Annotated in this window: 19 protein-coding genes and 1 pseudogene; 3 read left to right on the forward strand and 17 right to left on the reverse strand. The window is 39.9% G+C overall.

What is annotated here, in order from left to right:
• Positions 1-9 precede the first annotated feature (9 nt).
• Positions 10-1,008, forward strand: a complete 999-nt coding sequence (gene hypE / locus D2C78_00990; protein ID QEF34682.1) for a hydrogenase expression/formation protein HypE — start codon at positions 10-12, stop codon at positions 1,006-1,008.
• Here hypE and D2C78_00995 read toward each other — a convergent pair.
• From D2C78_00995 to D2C78_01065, 15 genes and pseudogenes are all read right to left on the reverse strand, one after another.
• Positions 967-1,152: a hypothetical protein gene (locus D2C78_00995; protein QEF35794.1), complete on the reverse strand. Its 186-nt coding sequence runs from the start codon at positions 1,150-1,152 to the stop codon at positions 967-969. The two genes, hypE and D2C78_00995, sit on opposite strands and share 42 nt — an antisense overlap.
• Before the next feature lie 158 nt (positions 1,153-1,310).
• Complete coding sequence (locus D2C78_01000) at positions 1,311-2,243, reverse strand: GDP-L-fucose synthase (protein ID QEF34683.1); 933 nt, start codon at positions 2,241-2,243, stop codon at positions 1,311-1,313.
• On the reverse strand, positions 2,236-3,381 hold the full coding sequence (gene gmd, locus D2C78_01005) for a GDP-mannose 4,6-dehydratase (protein QEF34684.1): 1,146 nt from the start codon (positions 3,379-3,381) through the stop codon (positions 2,236-2,238). The genes D2C78_01000 and gmd overlap by 8 nt, the downstream gene beginning before the upstream one ends.
• A gap of 40 nt (positions 3,382-3,421) precedes the next feature.
• On the reverse strand, positions 3,422-4,834 hold the full coding sequence (locus D2C78_01010; GenBank protein QEF34685.1) for a mannose-1-phosphate guanylyltransferase/mannose-6-phosphate isomerase: 1,413 nt from the start codon (positions 4,832-4,834) through the stop codon (positions 3,422-3,424).
• Between the two features lie 69 nt (positions 4,835-4,903).
• A pseudogene (locus D2C78_01015) lies at positions 4,904-6,038 on the reverse strand (TrbI/VirB10 family protein).
• Positions 6,031-7,014, reverse strand: a complete 984-nt coding sequence (locus tag D2C78_01020) for a conjugal transfer protein (GenBank protein ID QEF34686.1) — start codon at positions 7,012-7,014, stop codon at positions 6,031-6,033. Before D2C78_01020 ends, D2C78_01015 begins: the two are co-directional and overlap by 8 nt.
• Positions 7,014-7,757: a virB8 family protein gene (locus tag D2C78_01025; protein QEF34687.1), complete on the reverse strand. Its 744-nt coding sequence runs from the start codon at positions 7,755-7,757 to the stop codon at positions 7,014-7,016. The genes D2C78_01020 and D2C78_01025 overlap by 1 nt, the downstream gene beginning before the upstream one ends.
• On the reverse strand, positions 7,754-7,867 hold the full coding sequence (locus tag D2C78_01030; GenBank protein QEF34688.1) for a comB7 lipoprotein: 114 nt from the start codon (positions 7,865-7,867) through the stop codon (positions 7,754-7,756). Before D2C78_01030 ends, D2C78_01025 begins: the two co-directional genes overlap by 4 nt.
• Before the next feature lie 15 nt (positions 7,868-7,882).
• Positions 7,883-8,938, reverse strand: coding sequence for a P-type conjugative transfer protein TrbL (locus D2C78_01035; GenBank protein ID QEF34689.1), 1,056 nt, complete (start codon positions 8,936-8,938; stop codon positions 7,883-7,885).
• Positions 8,939-8,945: 7 nt separating this feature from the next.
• On the reverse strand, positions 8,946-9,941 hold the full coding sequence (locus D2C78_01040) for a PDZ domain-containing protein (protein QEF34690.1): 996 nt from the start codon (positions 9,939-9,941) through the stop codon (positions 8,946-8,948).
• Positions 9,941-10,243 carry a YbaB/EbfC family nucleoid-associated protein gene (locus tag D2C78_01045; GenBank protein ID QEF34691.1) on the reverse strand — a complete coding sequence of 101 codons (303 nt, stop codon included), beginning with the start codon at positions 10,241-10,243 and terminating at the stop codon, positions 9,941-9,943. The genes D2C78_01040 and D2C78_01045 overlap by 1 nt, the downstream gene beginning before the upstream one ends.
• A 10-nt stretch (positions 10,244-10,253) precedes the next feature.
• A complete protein-coding gene (gene panD / locus D2C78_01050) occupies positions 10,254-10,604 on the reverse strand; it encodes an aspartate 1-decarboxylase (protein ID QEF34692.1) in 351 nt (116 codons plus the stop codon).
• A complete protein-coding gene (locus D2C78_01055; protein ID QEF34693.1) occupies positions 10,594-12,813 on the reverse strand; it encodes an ATP-dependent Clp protease ATP-binding subunit in 2,220 nt (739 codons plus the stop codon). Before D2C78_01055 ends, panD begins: the two co-directional genes overlap by 11 nt.
• Positions 12,813-13,088, reverse strand: a complete 276-nt coding sequence (locus D2C78_01060; protein QEF34694.1) for an ATP-dependent Clp protease adaptor ClpS — start codon at positions 13,086-13,088, stop codon at positions 12,813-12,815. Before D2C78_01060 ends, D2C78_01055 begins: the two co-directional genes overlap by 1 nt.
• A gap of 14 nt (positions 13,089-13,102) precedes the next feature.
• Positions 13,103-13,516: a universal stress protein gene (locus D2C78_01065; GenBank protein QEF34695.1), complete on the reverse strand. Its 414-nt coding sequence runs from the start codon at positions 13,514-13,516 to the stop codon at positions 13,103-13,105.
• A 109-nt stretch (positions 13,517-13,625) separates the two neighbouring features.
• On the opposite strand from D2C78_01065, the gene D2C78_01070 reads away from it, so the two are divergent.
• Positions 13,626-15,341 (forward strand): hypothetical protein, encoded by a 1,716-nt coding sequence (locus D2C78_01070; protein ID QEF34696.1) that lies wholly within the window; start codon positions 13,626-13,628, stop codon positions 15,339-15,341.
• 3 nt (positions 15,342-15,344) lie between these two features.
• A complete protein-coding gene (bioD, locus tag D2C78_01075) occupies positions 15,345-16,001 on the forward strand; it encodes a dethiobiotin synthase (GenBank protein QEF34697.1) in 657 nt (218 codons plus the stop codon).
• Here bioD and D2C78_01080 read toward each other — a convergent pair.
• Both D2C78_01080 and icd read right to left on the reverse strand, forming a co-directional pair.
• The gene (locus D2C78_01080; GenBank protein ID QEF34698.1) at positions 15,978-16,511 is read right to left on the reverse strand and encodes a DUF1523 family protein; all 534 of its coding nucleotides are present in this window, start codon (positions 16,509-16,511) and stop codon (positions 15,978-15,980) included. The genes bioD and D2C78_01080 overlap by 24 nt on opposite strands.
• Positions 16,512-16,569: 58 nt before the next feature.
• Positions 16,570-17,847, reverse strand: coding sequence for an isocitrate dehydrogenase (NADP(+)) (gene icd, locus D2C78_01085; protein ID QEF34699.1), 1,278 nt, complete (start codon positions 17,845-17,847; stop codon positions 16,570-16,572).
• Between the last annotated feature and the right edge of the window lie 146 nt (positions 17,848-17,993).

Genomic DNA, 17,993 nt, shown 5'->3' on the forward strand with positions numbered 1-17,993 from the left:
AGGATAAAAATGGATAGCGTAACTCTAGCATGCGGGAACGGGGGGAAAGAAACAAACGCTTTAATTGAGCGAGTCTTCATGCCCTATTTGAAAGAATTTATCGTTGCGTTTGATGAAGACGCCCCCACATTTAAAGCTAGTGGGGAATATTGCGTGAGCACGGATAGTTTTGTCATCACGCCCTTGATTTTTAATGGGGGCGATATAGGCAAGCTTTGCGTTTGCGGGAGCGCGAATGACGTGAGCGTGCAAGGGGGCGAACCTTTGTATTTGAATATGGGTTTTATTTTAGAAGAAGGCTTAGAAATCCCTCTTTTAAAGCGAATTTTACAATCCATACAAAAAGAATTGTTTAAAGCCAACCTAAAACTCCTCTCCCTAGACACTAAAGTCGTGCCAAAGGGGAGTGTGGATAAGCTTTTCATCAACACAACTTGTATTGGTAAAATCATCAAGCCAGGGATTTCTTCGCGCCATTTACAACAAGGGCAAGCCATTATCCTAAGCGACACGATCGCCAATCATGGGGCAAGCCTGTTTGCGATGCGTCATGAAATCAAGCTTAAAACGAATCTAGAAAGCGATTGCCAACTGCTCTACCCCTTATTAAAACCCTTATTTTTAAGCGATCTCAAAATTGATGCTTTAAGAGATGCGACTAGGGGAGGGTTAGCGAGCGTGCTGAACGAATGGGCGAACAGCTCTAGAGTGAAAATTGTTATAGAAGAAGAAAAAATCCCCTTAAAAGAAGAAACGAAAGGGATTTGTGAGATTTTAGGGCTAGAACCCTATGCGCTAGCCAATGAGGGGGTGTTTGTGTTAGCGCTCAATCAAAAAGACGCCCCTAAAGCCTTAGAAATTTTAAAAAGTAACGAAAAAGCTAAAAACGCTTGCGTGATTGGCAAAGTGTTTGAAAACCCTTATCCTAGCGTGGTTTTAAAGAACGCATGGGGTTTTGAAAGGATTTTAGAGATGCCAGAGGGCGAATTGTTGCCTAGAATTTGCTAAAATTAAGGCGTTTTTTAAAATCTCTCTACCCTCTAAAATTTTTTCACCTAAGCTAAGTCTAAGTCCACTATACTCAGGGCATTTGAGAGAAAACTTGCAATAAGAGGGTGTTAATGGCGGGTTATAAAAAAGCGGGCTTGATATTGATGATAAAAAAGCGTTTGAGATTTAGAGTAAAGCGACCAAACCCCTTTTAATGGCTCAAGCTTTTTGAAGCGAATGTAAGCACAATATCGTAAAATCGCTAGCCCAACGCCTAATAGCGAAGCGTTTTTAAACTCTATAAGAGCCTTGATTTTATTTCAAACCTCTAAAAGTTTCAAATAATACTCATAAGCTTCTTTGATGCCCTGCTCTAAAGGGATTTCTAATTCCCATTTTAAAGCCTTTTGTTTGGAAATATCCATAAGCTTTTGTTGCATGCCCACTGGTTTGGATAAATCCTTAACAAACACGCCCTTATAGTCTAAAACCTGAGCGACTTTTTCGTAATACTCTTCAATGCTGTAATCCACGCCAGAGCCGACATTCATCACGCTAGGGATTTGAGCGATATTCTCATAAGCGAGAGCGATGAACCTCGCTAAATCTTTAGCGTTTAGATACTCTCTTCTGGCCGTGCCATCGCCCCACATCGCAAAATTTTTTTCATTTTTTAATTTAGCGGTGTGCATCCTAGCAATAAGCCCTGGTATCATGTGCGCTATTTTTTCTTCAAACTTGTCAAACTCGCCATAAAGGTTGCAAGGCACTAAAGTTTTATAAAAAACGCCTTTTTCAGCGCTCACATACTCGCAATACTTCATCACAGAAAGTTTGGCTAAAGCGTAGCCCTCATTCGTTGGCTCTAAAGAGCCGTTCAACAAATCGCTCTCTTTTAAAGGGTTAAGGGCGAATTTGGGATAAGCGCAAGAGCTCGCTAGATTAATGGCTTTTTTCACGCCCGAATCTAAAGCGCTAGAAAAGAGATACAAGCCCATGAGTAAATTCTCAACCATGTAAGTTGAAAGATCGTTCATGTTAGCGACAATGCCCCCCACTCTCCCGGCGCAATGGATAATGCCTGTAGGCTTGTATTCTTTCAAATAGGCTTGAACGTTGTCCTTATCCAACAAATACAATTCGCTCTTTTTAGGGGTGAGTAAAGTAACATCAGGCTTATTTTTTTTAAAATACAACGCCGTGTTCTGCCCCACCATGCCATAGGCGCCGGTGATTAAAATAATCTCATTCATAAAAATTCCTTAAAGTATAGCCCCCATCTTGCAAGTAAAGGTTTTTCTGGCATTCTTTTAAATCGTATTCTAACATGTCCTTAACCAACTCTTTTAAATCGTATTCCCTAACCCAGCCTAGCTCTTTTTCTGCCTTAGTGGGATCGCCTAAAAGCAAATCCACTTCAGTAGGCCTGAAATAGCGCTCGTCTATGCGCACCACGATTTGGCCTGTTTTTAAATGGCTTAAGTTTAAGTCTAAAGCGTTCGCTCTTTTTTCATCAACGCTTTTAATCAAACCGATTTCTTTAATCCCTGTATCTTGAAATTCTAAATTGATACCGATAAATTCAAAGCTCATTTTCACAAAATCGCGCACGCTTGTGGTCTTCCCTGTAGCGATCACATAATCTTGTGGGATGGGCGCTTGGAGCATTAAATGCATCATTTTCACGTAATCTTTGGCATGCCCCCAGTCTCTTTTAGCGTCTAAATTCCCTAAATACAAGCAATCCGTTAAGTTATACGCTATCGCGCTAGCGGCTCGTGTGATTTTACGGGTTACAAAAGTTTCGCCCCTTACTTTGCTTTCATGGTTAAAAAGGATGCCATTAACCGCAAACAAATTATAAGCCTCTCTGTAATTTTTGGTGATGTAAAAGGCATACATTTTAGCGACCGCATAGGGGCTTCGTGGGTTAAAGGGGGTGTTTTCATTTTGCGGGGTTTCTAAGACTTCACCATACAATTCGCTCGTGCTGGCTTGATAGAATCGTGTTTTATTTTCTAAGCCTAAAATCCGCATGGCTTCTAAAATCCTTAGTGTGCCAATACCATCAGCGTTAGCGGTGTATTCGGGGGTTTCAAAAGAAACTTTCACATGGCTTTGAGCGGCTAAATTATAAATCTCTGTAGGCTTAGTGGTAGCGATTAAATGGATGAGATTAGAGCTATCGGTCATATCCCCATAGTGCAAGAAAAAACGCCTTTTATGATCGCTATGCAAATCTTCATACAAATGATCGATCCTAGAAGTGTTGATGCTAGAAGAGCGCCTTTTTAACCCATGCACTTCATAACCCAAATTCAGCAAGTATTCAGCCAGATAGCTCCCGTCTTGCCCGGTAACCCCGGTGATCAAAGCGATTTTTTCTTTCATTATTGTTCCTCTATTGAATTTTCTTTATCAAATTTTTTCATTAGGCGTTTTGATTTTGTCTGTTAAAATCATCATCAACCCTTACAATATCGTCTTCACCGACATACTCGCCCACTTGAACTTCTATGATAATTAAAGGGATTTTGCCGTAATTAGCCAAGCGGTGTAGGGTGTTTTTAGGGATATAAGTGGACTCATTAGCTTGCAATTCAAACGATTGGTGATCCAACTCCACGCTCGCCATCCCGCTAATCACCACCCAGTGTTCGCTCCTGTGGAAATGCTTTTGTAAAGAAAGCCTAGCGTTTGGTTTGACTTCCAAAATCTTAACCTTGTAACAACCGCTCTCATGCAAGACTTCATAACTCCCCCAAGGGCGATAGACTTTAGTGTGCGTTTGTAATAATTCTTGATTATGCGTTTCTATCTCGCTCACTAGGGCTTTTAAATCTTTAGCCTTGTCTTTATGAACGATTAAAAGAGCGTCTTTAGTGTCAATGATGGCTAAATTCTCAACCCCTAAAAGAGCGCTCACTTTATGAGAAAACACTAAATTATTCTGGCTCTCTTTGGCAAAAACAGGCGTTTGATTCAGGCTGACATTCTCTTTAGGCTCGTTAGCCACCTCTTCAAAAAGAGCGTTAAAATTCCCTAGATCGCTCCATTTGGCGTTTAATCCTACCATTTTGATTTTGTGGCTTTGTTGCATTAAAGCTATATCCACGCTCACATCTTCTAAATCTTGCATGCTCTTTTCGCTCAAACGAGCGATCTTTTGTTCAAAAAAATACGCGTTTTCTAACGATTCAAACGCTCTTTCACACCCCTTTAAAATAGTAGGGGCATGCTTTTTTAGCTCGTCTAAAAAAACGCCCGCTTGGAAAACAAACATGCCGCTATTGAAATAAAAACCCCCGCTTTTTTGAAACTCTATCGCTTTTTCTAGGCTTGGCTTTTCAATGAATCGCTTCACATCTAAACCATTAGGGCTTTCAATATACCCAAACTCGGTATTGGGCTTGTCAATACTCACCCCAAAAGTGACTAAAAAACCTTTTTGCGCTAAATCAATCGCTTTTTTCATTGCATTTTCATACGCTTGAAGGTCTTTAATCAAATGATCGCTTGGCGTAACGATGAGTAAATCTTCTTTATCGCTCATTAAAGCGCTCAAAGCAATGGCGTTAGCGGTGTTTTTACTCAAGCTCTCTAATAAAAAACCCACGCTTTTGTTTTTGATTTCGCTCTCTATTTCTTCTAGGGCTAAAAAATAATGCTTTTCGTTGCACACAATGAGCGTTTCATCCACTAATGAAGCGTTTCTTTTAAAACTCAATTCAAACAAGCTTTTATGGTCAAAAAGCTTTAAAAATTGCTTAGGGTATAGGCTACGGCTTAAAGGCCATAAGCGTTTGCCGCTCCCCCCACTCAGTAAGATATTTTTAATTTTCATGGGTTTTCTTGTCAGGCTCTCTTTTGTTTTTTAGGGTTATTATAGCGTTTTTAATCGGGCGTTTTTGAGTCACTTCAAAAACTCAGCGATGACTTCATTCTCTCTGGGTATAGGGAAGAAAATGTCAGTATTGGGCGAAATGAAGACCCTACTCCCCTCTCTAATCACCACAATGGGAGCGATTTTGCTCTTGTCTCTTAAAATTTGATTGACCACTTGATTGATCCCCATACCGCTTTGCCTCATCAATTGCATTAAGAGGTAATCCCCAAAGAAATTGGTGGCTCCTTCTTTATTGCCCCTGTTGTTTAAAGCCGAAGTGATCCCAATCAATAAGCCGTTAGTGAGCGTAGAAAGCAGTAACGGCACGCCATAGCGCTGGAAATTCCTTTCAATCAATTCCCCCACTAAGCCGTTATAGCCTTTAATGTCCGCCCCTTTAGCGTTAGTGAGCATGATATTGATGCCATGGGGGTGATGATGCGGCTCCATACAATATCCAAGCGGTATTCGCCCATTTTGTTGTTGTTGCTGTAATAGCCTATGACTTTAGAGCCTTTGGGGATTAAAACGGCTTTTCCCATGTGAGCGAAAATATCGCTCTCCACTTGCGCGATGACTTTACCAGCGATCTGGCTAGAAATGGGCGTGATGAGAAAGGCGGGTATCATTTTATCCGCTGTAATGGTGCGTAAAAGCTTGTTTTCATTAGTGGCGATGTCTTTTTCTTTAAGGTTAGTGAAACCATCAATGCCATTAGGGTTATCCATGGGGAAAATCAGGTTTTCTTCGTAATTTTTAGGGCTTTGTTTGAAAGGGGTGATGCGAGCGGCTAATAAATCTAATTGCTTTAGAGAAAAATCTTTTTTAGGGGGGTTGTGTTTGTTTTTAAATCCATGGGAGTGCTCTTAAAAGTTTCTTCTTTGGAATAGTTCATTTCTTTGGAGTTTAGGGCTTTTAAAGCGGCTTTGAGCTGTTCTTGTAAGGCTTTGATGGTAGCGTCTTTGGAGCTTTCTGTGTTAGTTGGCTGTGGGTTTTGAGTGAAGGTGTAGTCTTGTAAGGGGTATTTCACCTCATCGTCATTTAAAAGGCTAGGCTGGTTATTTAAGGGGGCTTTTGGCTTTTGATGATAGACTAAAGAAATGGTTGTAATCGTTGCAAAACCCCCTGCAACAATCAACGCCCCCTTAAGCCACTTATTCATCTTTACCCTTTTTGACAAAACGGATGCACAAATAGTCCTTACCCAGCCTTAAAGTCCATTTAGTAGAAACGTCTTCAGTGATAATGTAATCGCCTACAATCCTTGTATTCACCGGGTTATCATAGCCATCAACGACCTTATAAACCACCGGGAATTTAGAGAGCGCTAATTTTTTGTCAAATTTGAAATAAGTGAATTGTTTGTCGTTAAAGATTTCTTTAGGCATCAAAGAAAGTTTGGATTTTTTAGAACAAGCCCATAAACAATACCATTTCCTTTGAGAGCTTTTTAAAGCCTTATAACCTTTTTGAATGTCTTTTTTAACGATTTTCATCGCATTGGTGTTATCGCCAATAGTTATAGTCTCTTCTTCTTTTTCTTTGGTTTCTTCTTTTTCTTCTTTTAAGGGTTTGTTGTTTGTGGGAGCGTTTTCAAGGGTATTTTCTTTATTTTCTTTATTTTCTTTTTGGGGCTTCAAAAAAGCGTTAGAATAATAATTTTTATCTTCTATAAAAACCTGCAAATTAGGGTGTTTGGAGCTGGTGAAAGTGGTAGAAAACACATAGAAAGAAAAAATCTTGCCCTCACTATCTATCACGCTGATATTAGAATCCACGCCAATTTGTAGGGGTTTGATGAGCAAAATGCGATCGTTACTTTCTAATATTTTCGCATCAAAGCCCACCTTATCCCCTAAAACAAAATCGCTAATGGGTTTTGAAAAAAACAATAAGGTCGCCATCGCATAACGCAAGCGGATTTTATAGGTTTGTCCTTGAAAGTAATCAATGTTCAAAGTGTTGGACATTTTTGAGCGGTTTTTATCAAAAAAGCTCCCTTGAATGGCGTTTAAATCCTGCATGGGGTGGTTTAAATGCGCCGGGGCTGTTTCGTTCGCTTCTTCTAAAAAGTCATCGGCTTTTAAAGCGCTAAAAGCCAACAAAAAGCCCACAAGAGCGTATAAAACCTTACGCATCAATCATTCCTATTAGTCGGCGCGATTTCAGTGATGCTGTAACGAGTGATTTTAAAGCCGGTAGGGTTTTTAGGCATGGAAGCGTAATCAAAATCCGGGGTGTCAAACAAATAGCTCAATACGATTTTATAACGCTTTTCATACACGAGCTTGTTTTCATTCAAAAGTTTAGCGGCAATGGACACGCTCGCAATGGGGTTATTGTCTTGCTGATAGATCGCAATATTGACGATATGGACTTCTCTTTCTAAATGGCTTTGTGCATAAATGCTGTTTTGGGTTTTAATCAAATCCTCAAAGCGTTGCCACACCTTAGAACTGCTTTGCAAGCGCACCAATTCATAGCGCGATTTATCGTCAATGCGGTTAATGCTCTCCCGGTTTAACACATACGCCCCAATGAGCGAACGAGCCAACGCTTCATTACTGGAAATGCTTTTATCCGCTCTTTGGATAATGGCGTAATGCTTGTCCTGGTTTAAAAAATCCACGAAATGGTGTTCGGTTTTTTGTAAGGGCAGGATACTGATTAACACGATCGCTAAAACAAGGGCGATAAAACTCATCAAGCCTAATAGCTTGTAAGCGATTTTCAAGCGGTTTCTCTCCAGTCTGAACACGCTTTGCATGTCCAAATCATTCACCGAAAAACCAGAAAGCTTGTTTTCTAAATGCTTTTCTTGGTGGCTTAAAAGCTCTTCTAAATAGATCAATTGCTCGCTGTTGAAAGGCTTTTCTCTCATGCGAGATTTAACCTATTTTCATACAAGGTGCAAGGGCTTTTTTTCATCTCATGCACCTTACTGGTGCAACCAAAAAACACAAGTCCCATGATAACAAAAAAAATTCTCATTAAATTCCCATTTATTTAAATTTCATTTTTTGTATTTATTGTATCCTTTTTAACCTTTTTTTGCTTGAAATTTGGAATTTTTACATCTAATTGAGTGGTTTCTACCTTAAATGTGGGGGAATGCGTTTCTTTTTCTTTAGAAACGCTACCGCTTGTAGAAGGAGAAACGCTAGAGGGAGCGGGCGAGGTCGTGATGTATTGTAAGGAATTGAGAGCGTTTTGGCTGAGGTTAGCGCTCAAATTGGTGGCGAGTTTGTAAGTTTCTTTAAGGCTGTTTTGCACCCTAAACAAAGCGTTGATGAAAAAAGGCACGCCGATGATAAAAACGCAACACAAAAATAACGCTACCACCAATAAAAGGCTTAAGTCTTGTTTTTCTTGCATGCTAGCATCTATTAAAGCCTTAGTAACCGACACGTTCAAAAACCCCACCAACAACAAAAAAGGCTTGTAAAACCCAAGAGCGAAGCATTTTTTTAGGCATATAACCACAACGCTCCTCCAGGTTTTAAAAAACCCAAACGCTAAAAACAGCGCCCCTAAAGAGCACCACACATGCACTTCCAAATACACTAAAATGATAATCGCAAACAAAACGCTCAAAAAAAGCGCTTGCAAGATGCTTAAAAAAAGCCACACGGACATTTCATTATGGCTCAAATCGCTGATAAAGCTAAGGGCATAAAAACCATGATTAAAGATAAAATCTAAAGAAAGCGCGTGGTTAGAAAAGTTACTCAAGCTTTGAGAGAGGCTTTGAGTGATCATGTTAGGCGCAATAAAAATAGCGTTTTGAAACAATTCATAAAAGCGCGAAGGGTTTTTTAAAGCGTAGTTAAACAGCGCAAAAAACCCCACAAACAATAACGCTTCTGTTAGCGCGCTAGTGCTGAAGAAATTCTGTTCTTTCAAACTCCTATAAGCAAAGAGCATGAACGCCAAAGCGACCACGCTATTAAACACCAATTGCGCATGCAAGGTGTAGAGAAAAAATTCAGCGAAACGCCCTAAAATCGCCGTGAGAGGCGTGATAAACCAAGAAAGGATAATCTCATAAGCGTCATGTTTCATCAATATTTCAACGGACTTTAATGTAAAATTCAAAGCCTTCACGCCACACTAATAATTCAATTTTAGGCGCGCTTAACGCTTCTCTTAAAGCCTTCGGGTTGGACGCCACATTTTTACGATTCACCCATAAAATCCTATCCCCAAGCTTTAAAAAATCCAAGCCTTTGGGCAAATGACTGCCTATTTTAGTGATAATGAAACGCTTGTCTAAAGCGATGCCATAGCGCTCTAAAAAAGTGTCTTTGAGCAAAAACCCCCCATAACGCTTATTGACTTTAAGCGTTACTTCTTTGATTTTATGGTTTCGTTTGATGCTTACTTTTACAAGGCTTTGGTATTTAAGATTGCTCACCACCCATTCAAACTCGGCTAATGAGTGGATCTTTTGGTGGTTGATCGCTAGGATTTCATCGTTTTTTAAAAAAGGGTTTTTAGGGAAAAAGGGATCAAATTGCGCCACCACTAAACGCTTATGATGTTCTTCTAAACGCACCCCAATATCCCCATAATAAGGCTCTTTTTGGTTTAAAAAGCGCTTGATAAATTTCGTTTCTATAAAGCCATTCCCCCCTACCCCTAGCCCTAACATTTGATAGCAAATATTGCTGATAACGCCATTTTTTTGAATCTCTTGTGAAATTTGGGCGTAGCGCTCATAGCCTTTTTGCCTAAAAAGCAATCGCGCTTCTAGGGCTTCTTTATCCCCTATACTGGCCATTGGCCTTATAAGGGCGTCTTTGTCTAAATCCCTTAAGGTATAAAAATACTCGCTTGGCGCACTTTGCAACAAATACAGCCCCACAAAGGGATCGGATTTGATGACTTTGGCGTGTTTAGGGTAGGTTTTGGAATAATACAGATACACGCCTTTAGGCAATCCTTTTAAAGCCACGCCCCCTTTTTGAAGGCTCGCTTTTTTAAAAAAAGCCTGACAATGCTTAAAATCATAAGCCCCTAAGCCGTTCAAAAAAACCAATAGAATGATAAGGGCTTTGTGAAACATCACAATTTGGCAAAATTCCCCAAATTCCCCAACATGTTAAAGGCTAAATTTTTGCGGTTTTCTTCTACGGCTTTATACCCGTCATTCAAAGCGCTCATCAAATAGATTTGCATCGCTTCTTTATCTTCTAACAGGCTGTCATCAATTTGCAAATCCACTAACTCCCCCACCCCATTAAAACTCACGCTCACCATTCCCCCACCGCTTTTGGAAGTGTGGATCGTGTCTTTATTCTTTTCTTCTAGTTGGGAAAACTCTTTTTTCATGCCGTCTAATAACCCGCCCAATTGACTAAAATCCATCTCTAACCCTTTATTTTTCTAAAATTTCATTCTTTTCATCCACTAGCACGATGCATGGCTTGTGCGCGTTGATTTCATCTTCATTCATGCTCGCATAAGCTAAAATGATCACCACATCGCCTATGGCCACCTTTCTGGCTGCTGCACCATTGACGCAAATCTCGCCCCTTTTTTTCCCTAAAATCACATAGGTGCTGAAGCGTTCGCCGTTATTGACATCCACGATTTCTACCTTCATGCCCTCTCTAAGCTTAGCGAGCTTGGCCAAATCCTCATCTATGGTGATCGATCCTACATAATTGAGATTAGCGTCTGTGATAGTGGCCCTATGGATTTTACTATAAAGCATTTCAAAAGTCATTTTCTTTCACCTTTTGCGCGCGCTTGATTTCTTTCAAAACCAATTGGTTTTTTTCTAGCAAGCAAGCGATCTTGCAAGGTTTTTTAAACGATTGCAAGAGCAATAGATCGCTTAGTGGGGTTTTGATCTCATTGTGAATGATTTTTTTAATTTCCCTCGCTCCTAAAGTCGTTTGGTAGCTTTTTTGCGCGATGAATTTCAAAACTTCTTTATGGAATTTTAAGGCTATGTCTTGCTCTAGCGCTAGGGCTTTTAATTTGTCTAATTCCACAGAAACAATGCGTTCAAAATCCTCCAAACCAAGCGCGTTAAACGGCACGATCGCATCAATCCTAGATCGTAATTCAGGGGTCAAAAGCTCTTTAACGGCTTTATCATACTTGGTGTTTTTAGCGCTAAAAAACCCTAGCACATCCTTATCCTTACTCCCCACATTTGAAGTCATGATCAAAATCACATGCTTAAAGCTCGCCTGATTGCCTAAATTATCGCTCAAAGTGGCGTTATCCATCACTTGCAACAACAAATCATACACATTAGAATGGGCTTTTTCTATCTCATCTAAAAGCAGCAAGCAATGCGGGTGTTTTTTAATCGCATTCACCAATAACCCCCCTTGCTCAAACCCCACATAACCGCTAGGACTCCCGATGAGTTTGGCCACGCTATGGGCTTCTTTATATTCGCTCATGTCAAAGCGTTCAAAATGCAAATTCAAATTCAAGGCCAATTCTTTAGCCAACTCTGTTTTCCCCACCCCACTAGGCCCCACGAATAAAAAGCTCCCCACAGGCTTATTTTTTGCAGAAAGCCCGCAATGCTGGATTTTAATCGCATTGCTGACAAGATTGATCGCTTCGGTTTGGGCGAAAATCTTATTTTTAAGCGATTTTTCCAAGTTCCTTAAAAGGGCTTTTTTATCGCTGCTCAAACGCATTTTAGGGATTTTAAGCTTGAGAGCGAGCGTTTCTTTCACATCATCAACGCCGATTTTTTTGCCCTTTTTAGGGCTGATTTTTTTCCTCGATCCCACCTCATCTAATAATTCAATCGCTTTATCCGGCAAGAATCTATCATGCATGTAATAGCTCGTTAAATCCACGCATGCCTTAAACACGCTCTCATCATAACGCACCTGGTGGTGTTCTTCATAAAGGGGAGCGATCTTTTTTAAGATCAAATAACACGCCTCTTTAGAAGGCTCTTCAACTTTTATGACTGAAAAACGCCTGTTGAAAGCCTTGTCTTTTTCAAACACGCTGCGGTATTCTTCAAAAGTGGTCGCTCCTAAACATTTCAAGCCCCCATCCGTTAGAACCGGTTTTAATATATTCGCCGCATCCAAGCTCCCAGCGTTACTGCTCCCTGCACCTAAAAGGGTGTGGATTTCATCAATGAATAAAATGATACGGCCGTTTTGTTGGATTTCTTTGAGCGTTTTTTTCAAGCGTTTTTCAAAATCCCCTCTGTATTTTGCCCCAGCCACCATTAAGGCTAAATCCAAAGAATAGACTTCATATTCTTGCAAAAACTCCGGCACTTCTTTTTGAGCGATCTTTAAAGCCAAAGCTTCAGCGATGGAGGTTTTCCCCACGCCCGCTTCGCCAATTAAAAGCGGGTTATTCTTTTTTCTGCGCCCTAAAATTTCTATCACTCTTAAAATCTCTTCTTCTCTGCCAATGACTGGATCTAAAGCGTTATCTTGGGCTAAAGCACTCAAGTTTTTAGCGTATTTTTTTAAGGGAGTGTTTTTGGGCACTTCTTCATTGGTGTCATTAGGAATGCCATGGTTATCCAAATCCAATAAAGCAGGATTGGAATACAAACGAGCGATGCCAAAACTATCCATGAGTTTTGAAGCGTAACAATCGGGGTGATCCAGCATTAAAATAAGCAATTCTTCCACGCCCACGCTCTCAAAACTACTCGCATACATTCTTTTAAGCATTCTTAATAGCACAAAACTCCTGGCAGGCATTTTGGCGGGATCGCTCTTTAAAGGCACATATTGCAACAAATAGTCTTTAAGGATTTGTTTTAATCTATCATAGTCATCTCTTTCTAAAACGCCAATCATCTTTGCCCCGCTCTCATGCTCCAAAATGGCCAATAGCACATGCTCTGTGGTGCAAAGGGCATGGTTAAGATCTAAGGCTAAATTTAAAGCTCGGTTTAGGACTTCATTGAGATCTTGATTGAATTTAGCCATTATCTTATCTCTTCTACCAATAATTTTAAGGGGAGATCCAGCTCTCTGGCTTTATCCCTAACCCATGCTGCCCTATGCCTGGCAATATCATAAGGATAGACGCCACAAACCCCCTCGCCATCACGATGGATGCTTGATGTGAGAGCTTGAGCCTCTTCTAAAGACTTGTCAAAAAAATCCCTCAAAGCAGAGATGACAAATTCCGCTGTCGTAATGGGGTCATCAACCATGATCACTTGCGCCATGGTGGGGGTGGGTATGTTATACATTTTCATGCTGCTTATCCATGCTACTTGGCGATCACAACAGGGATACTGGATTGTTCAACAAGGCTATTTTGGTGCGAAATGAACAAACGATACAACAAATTAGATTCGCTCGCCCCAATCAATAACAAATCATAATCCTTCGCCATTTCTAAAACCACATCAATCAAATCGCCGCTTTTTAGAACGCTCTCGCACTCTATATTCTCTTTTTTGAAAGCGTCTTCAAATTGCTTTAACAAAGCCTTAGCTTTTTCTTCTTCTAAGGCTTCTGTTTGGCCATAATCCATCATCCCGCTTTCGCTGTAAATAAACACTTCCATGCTCACATGCAACAAGGTGAAACGGACCTCTTTAAGCGAATGGGCTAATTTGACAGCGAATTTAATAGCGTTATAACATTCTTGCGTGTCGCTAATCCCAAATAAAATATTCATAAGAACCAACCTTAAATGAAGTTTTGATATTATACCAAATAAACCCTAATGACCCGCTGAAAGCTCAAAGATAAAGCGCTACAATCTCGCTTAAAGAAAAGGACACAAAATGCTATTGAATTACGACTTTTTAGAATTTGTTGATGATGAACCTAAAAGACACACTTCCTTGACATCAGCTATTGATAAAGCGTTAGCGGACAGGAAATCAGCTAGACAAAATAAACCTAAAGTAAAGATAAAAGACAACTTATCTTTAAGAGCGACACTAGATGCGTTTGGTGAGGAACTCTCACAACTTAAAAGAGAACAAAACACAACGACTATTAAAGCTTCCACGATTGAGAGCGCTAATCTCAATAGCATTGTCAATAAAATCAAAAGCGGACTACCTTTTGGAACTATCTCGGCGTTTAGACCTTTTAAAGACGCTTTTTATAAAGACTTTACTGAAAAACAACAAAAAGCGTTAATCAGTGCGTATAAAAGCGGATTTGACCCTAAAAATGCGGACAAAGTCGCTCAATATTGGCAAATCAAACTCACTAAAATAGACCCATACGAACCTATAAAAGCTAAAGACTTCTTTAAAGGGAATACTAATATTTATAGGACACTTCGCAATTTATTTGGACAAAAATTTATGGATAGCTATATTGCTCCTAAAAGTGAAACCACAATGAGAGACTTTATGTCTAGCGATAAATTTGTCAAAAAATACCGCTACACCCAAAAAGACAATATGGAAAGGACAGAACAGCTAAAATCACTATTGGATAGTAAGCGAGACTTCATTGGTTATATTCAAGTAATCGGCTATTGGAAAGACAATCTCGAGGACGCCCTAATACCTGATAAAGAGACTAGCTTTTTTGTATTCACAAACGAGCCTAGTAGCACATTTGATTTAGCGAGCTATTTATTATTGTTAGCGAGACTATTCAATCAAGCGGCGATTTGTTATTGCGACAACGCAAAGACTGATAAAGTGGAATTGGTGAGCGCTTTACCTAATGACTTTGGCGATGTGTGGGCGAAATTCACTGACATCACATTCACTATCCCTTTAACCCAATCTCTCACACGCTTACACAATAAAGTCTATACATTCTTTGAAAAGAAAAATATGGAAAATTATGGCGTTAGTTTTGAAGAGCTTTCTACGACAAAATTAAAAGCAATGGGAATGCCTAAAGACATTGAGGGATTTAACATTCCTTGTAAAGCCTACATTGAACACCACATTAAAACTTCTATTTATAGCAGTTTAGGAGGGGAACGAAATTATCCTGGTCGCACTTTTGATATGGACAAAATTCAACAATACGAGCTACAAGCTATTAAAAGACTAGATTTACAAAGATGCTCTAAAAGTAAAAGCTTTAAAGCAAGCTACAACCACAACATTCAAGTTAATAACCTTGTCAATGCTATGCTAAAAGGCAAAAAAGTGAGTAGGACACTAATTGCTAAAGTGCTTGCTAACACCATAGACACTGATGCGGGTTATTGCTTTATTTCACCGACAGATTTAGCGACACAACTTGATAGTATCAGCCCTAGACTATCCAAGAGTATCGTAACCGCCATAGAGCAAGCAGAGGGCGTTAGACTAACTTATGCGTTAATTGACAAAATCACCTATAACTCGCTCCACAATACCTTGAATTTCATCTTTGATATTGATAACCCTATGAGCGACCAATCATTAAATGAGTTAGTCATTGAAGTCCCAAGAGAAGCGCTTAAAAATGTGAAGTTACCACAAATTAAAAATGTATTGACCGCTCAAATCTTTGATGGTGCTTACCACTTTAAAAGTTAAACCATGCTCTTTATCAGTGCGACTAACACCAATGCCGGAAAAACCACATGCGCTAGGCTATTAGCCCAATATTGCAACGCTTGTGGCGTTAAAACGATCTTGTTAAAACCCATTGAAACGGGCGTTAATGACGCCATTAACCACTCTAGCGATGCGCATTTGTTCTTGCAAGATAACCGCCTTTTGGATCGCTCTTTAACCTTAAAAGACATTTCATTCTATCGTTATCATAAAGCCTCAGCCCCTCTCATCGCCCAACAAGAAGAAGATCCAAACGCCCCCATTGATATAGATCATTTAATCCAACGCCTCCACAATTTCACCAAAACTTACGATTTAGTCATCGTTGAAGGGGCTGGGGGGCTATGCGTGCCTATCACTTTAGAAGAAAACATGCTGGATTTGGCTCTGAAATTAAAAGCCAAAATGCTTTTGATTAGCCATGACAATTTGGGCTTAATCAATGATTGTTTGCTGAATGACTTTTTATTGAAATCCCACCAATTAGATTATAAAATCGCTATCAATTTGAGAGAAAACAACACCGCTTTTTACAGCATCAGTTTGCCCTATATTGAGCTTTTTAACGAACGCTCCAATAACCCCATTGTGATTTTCCAACAAAGCCTAAAAGAATTAATGAGCTTTGCTCTTAAATAAAGTGCAAACAGAACGCACGCTGATAAAAAAGCCCCCTAACAGCAAAGCGTATAAAATCCAGCTAAAAATGGGTTTTGAAATGTCAGTGCTCTCTTTTAAGGGCTTTAGAAAAATCACATTAGGGAACATGTTAAACAAATTGATCCGCCAGCCATAGTATTGCACTTCCACTTGCTGGTTGACTAAACTTTGAGCGAGAGCTGAAATATCAGCCGAATTAAACTTAAAATAAAAAGGGAAGCCAAAGCGCGTGTCTTCGTTACGATAGACGGTTACGCTTTTTTGATCCTTAGGGTCGTAAGTTTGCACAAAATAGACATCTCTAGCAAGGGTTTTTACTTCCTTATTATTGGGCGTGTTTTCATTTTCATTCATTCTTTTGACTTCCACCCCGCTAATGACAGCCGCGCTATAATGGGGCATGCAATAGCTCACTAAAAGCATGAGCACTAAAAAGATCGCCGTTAGAATGAATAAAACCACATTACGCACAAATTTTATCAACTTCATTCCTTAATGATAGTATTAGCCTATAATCGCATTCAAACACCAGAGCTTAAAGGCTCTTTCACATGTTTTCAATCATCACGCTAGCGAATTCAGAGCATTTCACTTCTTTAGCCCCATCCATCAAACGAGCGAAATCATAAGTAACTTTCTTGCTCTTAATCGCTTTTTCCATCGCAGAGACGATCAAATCAGCCGCTTCCACCCAGCCCATATGCCTTAACATCATTTCCGCGCTCAAAATAATAGACCCCGGATTGACTTTATCTAGCCCAGCGTATTTAGGAGCGGTGCCATGGGTGGCTTCAAACATGCCCACTGTGTCATTGAGATTAGCCCCAGGAGCGATACCAATGCCCCCCACCATCGCCGCTAACGCATCAGAGATATAATCCCCGTTCAAATTCATGGTCGCAATGACGCTGTATTCGCTAGGGCGTAATAAGATTTGTTGCAAGAATGCGTCAGCGATCATGTCTTTAATGATGATTTCTTTACCGGTTTTAGGGTTTTTCAAAGAACACCATGGGCCTTTATCAATGACTTGAGCGTTAAATTCTTTTTGAGCGAGCGCATAGCCCCACTTCATGAACGCCCCCTCAGTGTATTTCATGATGTTACCTTTATGCACAAAAGTTACGCTTGGCTTGTCGTTATCAATAGCGTATTCAATCGCTTTTTTCACCAACCTCTCTGTGCCTTCCTTACTAATGGGTTTTATCCCTATGCCGCTGCTTTCAGGGAAGCGGATTTTTTTAACCTTTAGTTCATTTTGTAAAAAATGGATGAGTTTTTTCGCTTCCGCACTGCCTTCTTGCCATTCAATGCCCGCATAAATGTCTTCAGAATTTTCTCTAAAAATCACCATATCCACTTTTTGTGGTTCTTTCACTGGGCTTGGACTCCCATACCACCTTACCGGTCTCAAGCACACATACAGATCCATTTTTTGGCGTAACGCCACGTTCAAAGATCTAAACCCCTCACCAATCGGCGTGGTCAAAGGCCCTTTAATAGAGACTTTATAGTGGTTAATCGCTTCAATAGTGTCCGGTAAGAGCCATTGCTCTTCGGGGCTTAATTCTTTGTGATCTTTAAATTTTTGATAGCATTTTTCGCCCACAAACACCTCATACCATGCGATTTTTTTCTCGCCTTTATACGCTTTTTGAACCGCACTATCCACGACTTTAATCATCGCAGGGGTAATATCTGATCCAATGCCATCGCCCTCAATGAAAGGGATAATGGGGTAATTTGGCACATGCAATTTGTTGTCTTTAATCGTAATTTCTTCGCCCTCTTTAGGCTTTTGTAAAATTTTAGGGTTGTAAGCCATCTCTCGTCCTTTTTCTAAAGTTTGAGTAACTATACTAGCGCAAAAATACTATATAACCCCTAAAAATCTTTTTTTTGAATGCGTGTTTAAAAGTAGTGGTTGGAAATAACTTGAAAAAACGCAATGTTTTTAAAAGAAATCATTTA

It is taken from the genome of Helicobacter pylori, assembly GCA_008032935.1.
In the GTDB taxonomy this organism is placed as follows: Bacteria; Campylobacterota; Campylobacteria; order Campylobacterales; family Helicobacteraceae; genus Helicobacter; species Helicobacter pylori_CX.